The organism is Actinoplanes sp. NPDC051633, assembly GCF_040681735.1.
In the GTDB taxonomy this organism is placed as follows: domain Bacteria; phylum Actinomycetota; class Actinomycetes; order Mycobacteriales; family Micromonosporaceae; genus Actinoplanes.
Map to the genome: position 1 here is coordinate 1 of NZ_JBFAZH010000362.1, position 6,631 is coordinate 6,631.

5 protein-coding genes and 1 pseudogene are annotated in these 6,631 nt (G+C 72.0%); 4 read left to right on the forward strand and 2 right to left on the reverse strand.

What is annotated here, in order from left to right; translation table 11 throughout:
• The 4 genes and pseudogenes from AB0M20_RS20535 to AB0M20_RS20550 all read left to right on the forward strand — a co-directional run.
• A pseudogene (locus AB0M20_RS20535) lies at positions 1–247 on the forward strand (hypothetical protein); the annotation flags it as partial.
• Positions 244–1,434 (forward strand): zinc-binding dehydrogenase, encoded by a 1,191-nt coding sequence (locus AB0M20_RS20540; RefSeq protein ID WP_364300342.1) that lies wholly within the window; start codon positions 244–246, stop codon positions 1,432–1,434. The pseudogene AB0M20_RS20535 and the gene AB0M20_RS20540, both read left to right, overlap by 4 nt.
• Positions 1,435–1,468: 34 nt before the next feature.
• Positions 1,469–3,049, forward strand: coding sequence for a lactate racemase domain-containing protein (locus AB0M20_RS20545; RefSeq protein WP_364300344.1), 1,581 nt, complete (start codon positions 1,469–1,471; stop codon positions 3,047–3,049).
• On the forward strand, positions 3,046–4,014 hold the full coding sequence (locus tag AB0M20_RS20550; RefSeq protein WP_364300346.1) for a lysophospholipid acyltransferase family protein: 969 nt from the start codon (positions 3,046–3,048) through the stop codon (positions 4,012–4,014). Before AB0M20_RS20545 ends, AB0M20_RS20550 begins: the two co-directional genes overlap by 4 nt.
• Positions 4,015–4,078: 64 nt before the next feature.
• Here AB0M20_RS20550 and AB0M20_RS20555 read toward each other — a convergent pair whose 3' ends face one another.
• A complete protein-coding gene (locus AB0M20_RS20555) occupies positions 4,079–5,593 on the reverse strand; it encodes an acetyl-CoA acetyltransferase (RefSeq protein WP_364300348.1) in 1,515 nt (504 codons plus the stop codon).
• The gene (locus AB0M20_RS20560) at positions 5,586–6,503 is read right to left on the reverse strand and encodes a nitronate monooxygenase (protein ID WP_364300350.1); all 918 of its coding nucleotides are present in this window, start codon (positions 6,501–6,503) and stop codon (positions 5,586–5,588) included. The genes AB0M20_RS20555 and AB0M20_RS20560 overlap by 8 nt, the downstream gene beginning before the upstream one ends.
• Positions 6,504–6,631 lie beyond the last annotated feature (128 nt).

Here is a 6,631-nt window from a genome sequence, read left to right on the forward strand (position 1 = left end):
CGGCGAGGCCCGCGCGGCGGGGCTGGCGCATTATGCGGAGTCGGCCGGCGTGGACCTGCCGGCGTCGTTCGCGTACGGCGACTCGTACTCCGACCGCCCGCTGCTCGAGGCGGTCGGCAACCCGGTCGCGGTCAACCCCGACCCGCGCCTCTACCGGCACGCCCGGAGCAAGCGGTGGGCGCTGGCCGACTGGTCGGCGCACACCATGGGCGCGGTCGACACGCTGATGGAGACGGTGGACTGGTGAACACGGCTCTGGAATACCACCGCTCCCCCGGCCGGTACTTCGCCGGCCGGGTGGTCACCGGCACCAAGCTCGGCGGCCGCATGTCGGGCACCGTCGCGTCCAACCTCGCGCCGCTGCGGCTGGCCGACCGCAAGGCGCCGCCGCTGCCCGGCGCGGGTTGGACCCGCGTGCGTACCCATCTCTCCGGCATCTGCGGCTCCGACCTGAGCCTGCTGACCGGGCGCAACTCGCCCTACCTGTCGCCGCTGGTGTCGTTCCCGTTCGTGCCCGGCCACGAGGTGGTCGGCGAGACCCTCGACGATCTTGACGACCTGCCGGCCGGCACCCGCATCGTCATCGACCCGGTGCTCGGCTGTGCGCCGCGCGGCCTGCCGGAATGCCGATGGTGCGCGGTCGGGCAGCACAGCCGCTGCGACAACATCACCACCGGCGGTCTCGAGCCCGGCATCCAGACCGGCTTCTGCACCGACACCGGCGGCGGCTGGAGCCGGCAGTTCGTCGCCCACCGCTCGCAGCTGCACGCGGTGCCGGACGACCTGGACGAGACCCGGGCGGTGCTGGTCGAGCCGCTGGCCTGCGCGATCCACGCGGTCCGCCGCGCGAACGTGCCGGCCGACGCCACCGTGCTGGTGGTCGGCGTGGGCACCGTCGGGCTGCTCACCGTGCTGGCGCTGCGGGAGTTCACCCAGGCCGGCCCGATCGTGGTCATCGGCAAGTACCCGCGGCAGCGCGACCGGGCGCGGGAGCTGGGCGCCACCGAGGTGATCGAGTCGGAGCGGGCGTTGCGGGCGCTGCGCCGCAAGACCGGCGGCTTCGTGGTCAAGCCGGAGCGCGGCGAGGAGTTCCTGCTGGGCGGCGCGGACGTGGCGTTCGACTGCACGTCCGGCTCGGGCATGACGCTGGCCACCTGCGCGGTCCGGGCGGGCGGCACGGTGGTGATGGCCGGCATGCCGAACGCCGGTGCCGATCTCACCCCGGTGTGGTTCCGTGAGCTGACCGTCGTGGGTGGATACGCGTCGGGCAGCGGAGACTTCCCGGACGCCATCGGGCTCGCCGGGTCGGCGCCGCTGGGTGGTTACGTCGATGCGGTGTACCCGCTGCACCGGTGGTCGGAGGCGGTCCAGCACGCGACATCGGCGGGATCGCTGGGTTCGACGAAGGTCGTCTTCGATCCGAGGCATGACTGATGACGACCACGATGATTGATGAAGAGGGAGTTCGATGAGCCGGCCCGGTTTCGTGCTGGAGGTGGACGAGCGTACGCCCGCGCTGCTGATGCACGAGGGTGAGGGCTTCCGTCTGGAGAAGCTGCCGCTGGGCAGCCGCGTGATCTATCCGCCGGAGTCGCTGCCCGGCTTCCGCGACGTGGACGCCGAGATCCGGCGGGCGCTGGACGCCCCGGTGGGCCGGCCGCCGCTGCGCGAGCTGCTGTTCGCCGGGATGCGGCTGACCATCGTCTTCGACGACCTGTCGCTGCCGCTGCCGCCGATGCAGACCCCGGACGTGCGCCAGCGGATCATCGAGCAGGTGCTGGAGCTGGCCGCTTCCGCGGGCGTCGACGACGTCGAGCTGATCGCCGGCAACGCGCTGCACCGCCGGATGACCCCGGCCGAGCTGAAGCGGACCGTCGGCGAGCGGGTCTACCGGTCGTTCTTCCCCGACCACCTGAAGAACCACGACGCCGAGGACAAGGCCAACCTCACCGAGATCGGCCACACGAAGCACGGCGAGGTGGTGGAGATCAACCGCCGTGCGGCGGAGAGCGACCTCATCGTGTACGTGAACATCACGCTGACGCCGATGAGCGGCGGCCCGAAGTCGGTGTCGGTCGGTCTCGCCTCGTACCGCAGCCTGAAGAACCACCACAACGTGCACACCCTGCGGCACTCGAAGTCCTTCAACGACCCGCCGAACTCGGCGATGCACCACTCCTACAACCGGATGGCCGCGCTCCTCGTGGAGGAGAACGTCAACATCTTCCAGATCGAGACGACGGTCAACAACAGCCTGTTCCCCAAGCAGATGGACTTCCTTAACAAGCGGGAATGGGAGTGGAACCTCAAGGACCAGGCGTCGTTTCTGGCCGTACGCCGGGCCAACGAGCTCGTGCCACCGGCCCGCCGCCGGCAGATCTGGCACCGCACCGCCGCGCCGTACGGCATCACGTCGGTGACCGCGGGCGCGCCGGAGGAGGTGCACCCGATCACCCTGAAGAACGTGCTGCGCCAGCAGCTGACCGAGGTGAACGGGCCGTCCGACATCGGCATCTGGGGGCTGCCGTACATCTGCCCCTACAACGTCAACTCGATCATGAACCCGATCCTGGTGATGAGCCTGGGCCTCGGATACTTCTTCAACATGTACCAGAACCAGCCGATCGTCCGGCCGGGCGGCGTGGGGATCTTCTACCACCCGGTGCGCAACGAGTTCCAGTCGGTGCACCACCCCAGCTACATCGACTTCTTCGAGGAGGTGCTCGCCGAGACCACCGACCCGGTGGCCATCGAGACGAAGTTCGAGGAGCAGTTCGCCACCGACCCGTGGTACATCCACCTGTACCGCAACAGTTACGCCTACCACGGCGTGCACCCGCTCTACATGTGGTACTGGGGCGCGCACGCGCTGGAGCACCTGGGTGACGTCATCTTCGTCGGCGGCGACCGCAAGACCACCGCGCGGATGGGCTTCCGGTCGGCGTCCTCTCTGGAGGATGCGCTGGAGATGGCGCGCGAGCGGGTCGGCGGGAGCCCGACGATCACGTACCACCACACGCCACCGGTCGCGATGGCGGACGTGCGATGAAGCGGCGCCTGCTCGGCGGGTTCCTGGACGACCTGCGGATGGTCCGCCAGTCGCGCGACGCGCAGGGCAGGGCGCGGACCCCGCGCTCGGCGCTGGTGCACGCCGACCCGGTGCGGCGCACCGGGTTCGAGACGGCGTGGGCGCGTACGCCGACCGCACGGGCCGCCCGCAAGGTGTTACAGACCGGGCTGCTCAAGCCGGTCGTGTGGACCCAGACGAGCCCGCGCATCGAGGGCCTGGACCACATCGAGCACCTGCAGGGCCCGGTGGTCTTCGTGGCCAACCACAGCAGCCATCTCGACGCGCCGCTGATCATCGGCTCGGTGCCCACCCGGTTGCGGCAGCGGCTGGCGGTCGGCGCGGCGGCGGACTACTTCTTCGACGCCAAGTGGCGGGCGATCATCACCACGCTCATCTTCAACGCGTTCCCGATCGAGCGCCGCGGCTCCGACCGGCGCCGCAGCCTCGCGCCGCAGTTGCTGGGGCGGGGCTGGAACCTGCTGCTCTTCCCGGAGGGCACGCGCAGCGAGGACGGCTGGATGGGCCAGGTGCGGCTCGGGCCGGCGCACCTCTGCGTCCAGCGCCAGGTGCCGATGGTGCCGGTGATCCTGCGCGGCACGTACGCCGCGATGCCGCGCGCCCGCAACTGGCCGATGCCGGGCCGGCAGCGCGTCATCGTCCGATACGGCCGGCCGCTGTTCCCCGAGGAGAACGAGGGCGCGCGGGCCCTGCACCAGCGGATGATCCAGGCGATGGCCCGGCTGTGGGCGGAGGACGAGCTGGGCTGGTACGGCTCGCTGCGCGCCCAGGCGAAGGGCGAGCTGGCCCTGCCGTCGGGGCCCCGGGAGATCACCGCCGACGGCTCCGCCGGCGACGTGGTGCCGACCGGCTCATGGCGCCGCACCTGGGAGGCGAGCCGCCCGGTCCCGAAGGAGACCAGACACTCCGGCGTCTGGGACAACTAGCCGGCGGTCGCAAGCGAAAAGTGGTAGCACAGCGGGCCATCCGAGGGTCGGATGCCCTTCTGGGCTACCACTCCAGGCGGTTGACGCCGCCCTCGGACCGTACGCGCACCGGTGCGCCGATCGGCTCGCCGGTCGACAGGACGTCGGGATCGGCGTTCGCGACGAAGCGGCGGCCGTCGGCGGTCAGGCGGCCGATCACGATGCCGGTCCGCGTGCCGTCGCGGTCGTGCTTCACCGTGTACGTCTGGACGGTCGCCGCGCCGGACGCCTCGACCGCGTGGCCCGGCGCCGGCCACGAGTCCACCTCGGACTGCAGCTTCCCGCTGCCGTCCGGCACCCAGTCACGCTGGATCGTGGTGTAGACGCCGGCCGAGTACGCGCTCATGACGCCGCCGTTCGCGCCCACCAGGCCGAAGCTGCCGGGCGCCCGGCGGGCCCGGCGCACGGTCTCGGCGATGGCGTGCATCGAGTAGTTGTTGCCCGGCCCGCCGAAGAACGGCAGCCCGCCGGTCACGGTGAGCCCGCGCGGATCGTCCGGCGACAGGCCGAATGCGTCCGCGATGGCGAACACCGGCGCCGGGAAGCAGCTGTACAGGTCGAGCGTGGCGAGGTCGCCGATCCCGGCGCCGGCCATCTCGAGGGCGTGCCGGACGGCCATCGCGGCGGCCGGGCTCGTGGACAGGTCGGCGCGCTCCAGCAGCTCCCGCTCGCGCAGGTCGGCGTGACCGGCCAGGAGGACCTGCCGGGCCGGCGGAATCCCGAACCGGCCGGCCGCGTGCGCCGACATGAGCAGCACGGCGGCGCCCTGGTTCACCTTCTCCCGCGCCACGACGTAGCGCGTGTACGGGTCGGCGATCGGCCGGTTCGCGGCGGTCGGGACGGTCAGCTCGGCGGCGGTGCGCTCGACCGGCGCGGCGGCGTGCGGGTGGGCCGCCGCGACCCGGGTGAACGGCGCGAACAGCCGGCCGATCTCCGCCGCGTACTCGGCGCGGCTCAGACCCAGGCGGGCCCGGCGGGCGTTGTCGATCATGGCGTACTGGACCGGGGCGCCGACCATGCCGTGCGCGGTCAGGTGCGGTGTGCGTACCCCGCGCAGGTCGGATCCGCGCTCCTCGAGGTCGCCGTCGGCGTGTTCGGTCCAGTCGGGCCGGTCCTCGGCGCCGGCGTACCGCGCGGCCGTGGACATCGCCTCGCCGCCGAAGAGCAGCACCACCTCGGCGTCGCCGGCCGCGATCGTCGCGGCGAGTTCGTTGACCAGTTGCTGAGGGCCCTGCCCGCCGGGGGCCGCGAGGATCGCCCGGCGCGGGCGCGCCCCGATCCGGGCGGCCACCGACCGCGGATAGTTGCCGGACCGTCCCAGCGGCGCGGTCGCGCCCGGGATGCTGATCTCGAACTGCGGCACCCCGGCGACCGTGTCGATGACCGCGGCGAGGATGCCGGCCGGCAGCCCGGTGTCCACGAGCGCCTCGCGCGCGGCGTCGGCGGCCAGGTCGACCGGGGACCGGCGCCGGTAGCCCGGCCCGTCCAGGCGCTCCGAGACCTCGCCGACGCCGACGATGACCGGCGTCCGCCTACGCACGAGCCTTCTCGGCGAGCCCGGCGATGGTCCGTGCGCAGTCGGCGGCCATCTGCCGCGTGATCTCCCCCGCCGGCCGGATGCCCTCGAAGGATCCGACCACCTGACCGACGAAGAACGACTCGAGCTCCAGGGCGCCCTCGTGACCGGCCTGCGCCGCCGCGTCGATGCGCTGCCACGCCTCGTTGACCAGCATCGACTGCAACGGCATGGGGAGCGTGGCGGGGCTTCCCGCCGCCTCCCACTCGTCGTGCCAGGCGGTGCGCAGCTGCCGGGCCGGCTTGCCCGTGCGGCTACGCGAGCGCAGCGTGTCACCGCTGCCCGCGGCCAGGAACTTGGACTTCACCGCCTGCACCGCGACGTCCTCGGCGCTGGACAGCCACACCGAGCCGCACCACACCCCGGCCGCGCCCAGGGCCAGGGCCGCGGCCATCTGGCGGCCGTCCGCGATGCCGCCCGCGGCCAGCACCGGACGCGCGCCGGCGATGTCGACGATCTCCGGGGTGAGCACCATGGTCGCGATGCTGCCGGTGTGGCCGCCCGCCTCGGTGCCCTGCGCGATCAGCAGGTCGACGCCGGCCTCCAGCTGACGGTGTGCGTGTTTCGCCTGCCCGACCAGCGAGGCGACCACCACACCGGCGGCCTTGCTGCGAGTGACCAGCTCGGGCGGCGGCGTGCCCAGGGCGTTGGCGATCAGCGCGATGCGGTGCTGGAACGCCACCTCGAGCAGGGCCATCGCGCCGCGCGGGTTGATCGCGGCGGCGATCTCGTCGCGGTCCTCGACGTGCTCCAGCACCGGGACGTCGTAGCGGGCCAGCAGGTCGTCGACGAACGCGAAGTGCTCGGCCGGGATCTGCGCGCGCAGGCCGGCGATCAGGTCGTCGGAGTCGCTGCCGGCGAACTTGCCGGGCACGATCAGGTCGACGCCGTACGGCCGGTCGCCGACCTGATCCTCGATCCAGCTGAGCTGGGCGTCCTAAAATCGTCAACTCAAGAAAATTTAGCAGAAAAGGCTTATGTAACAGTAAGAACAATTCAAAG

Coding starts and splice junctions, on each gene's coding strand:
- AB0M20_RS20550 (WP_364300346.1), top strand. CDS start 3,046: ATGAAGCGGCGCCTGCTCGGCGGGTTCCTGGACGACCTGCGGATGGTC.
- AB0M20_RS20545 (WP_364300344.1), top strand. CDS start 1,469: ATGAGCCGGCCCGGTTTCGTGCTGGAGGTGGACGAGCGTACGCCCGCG.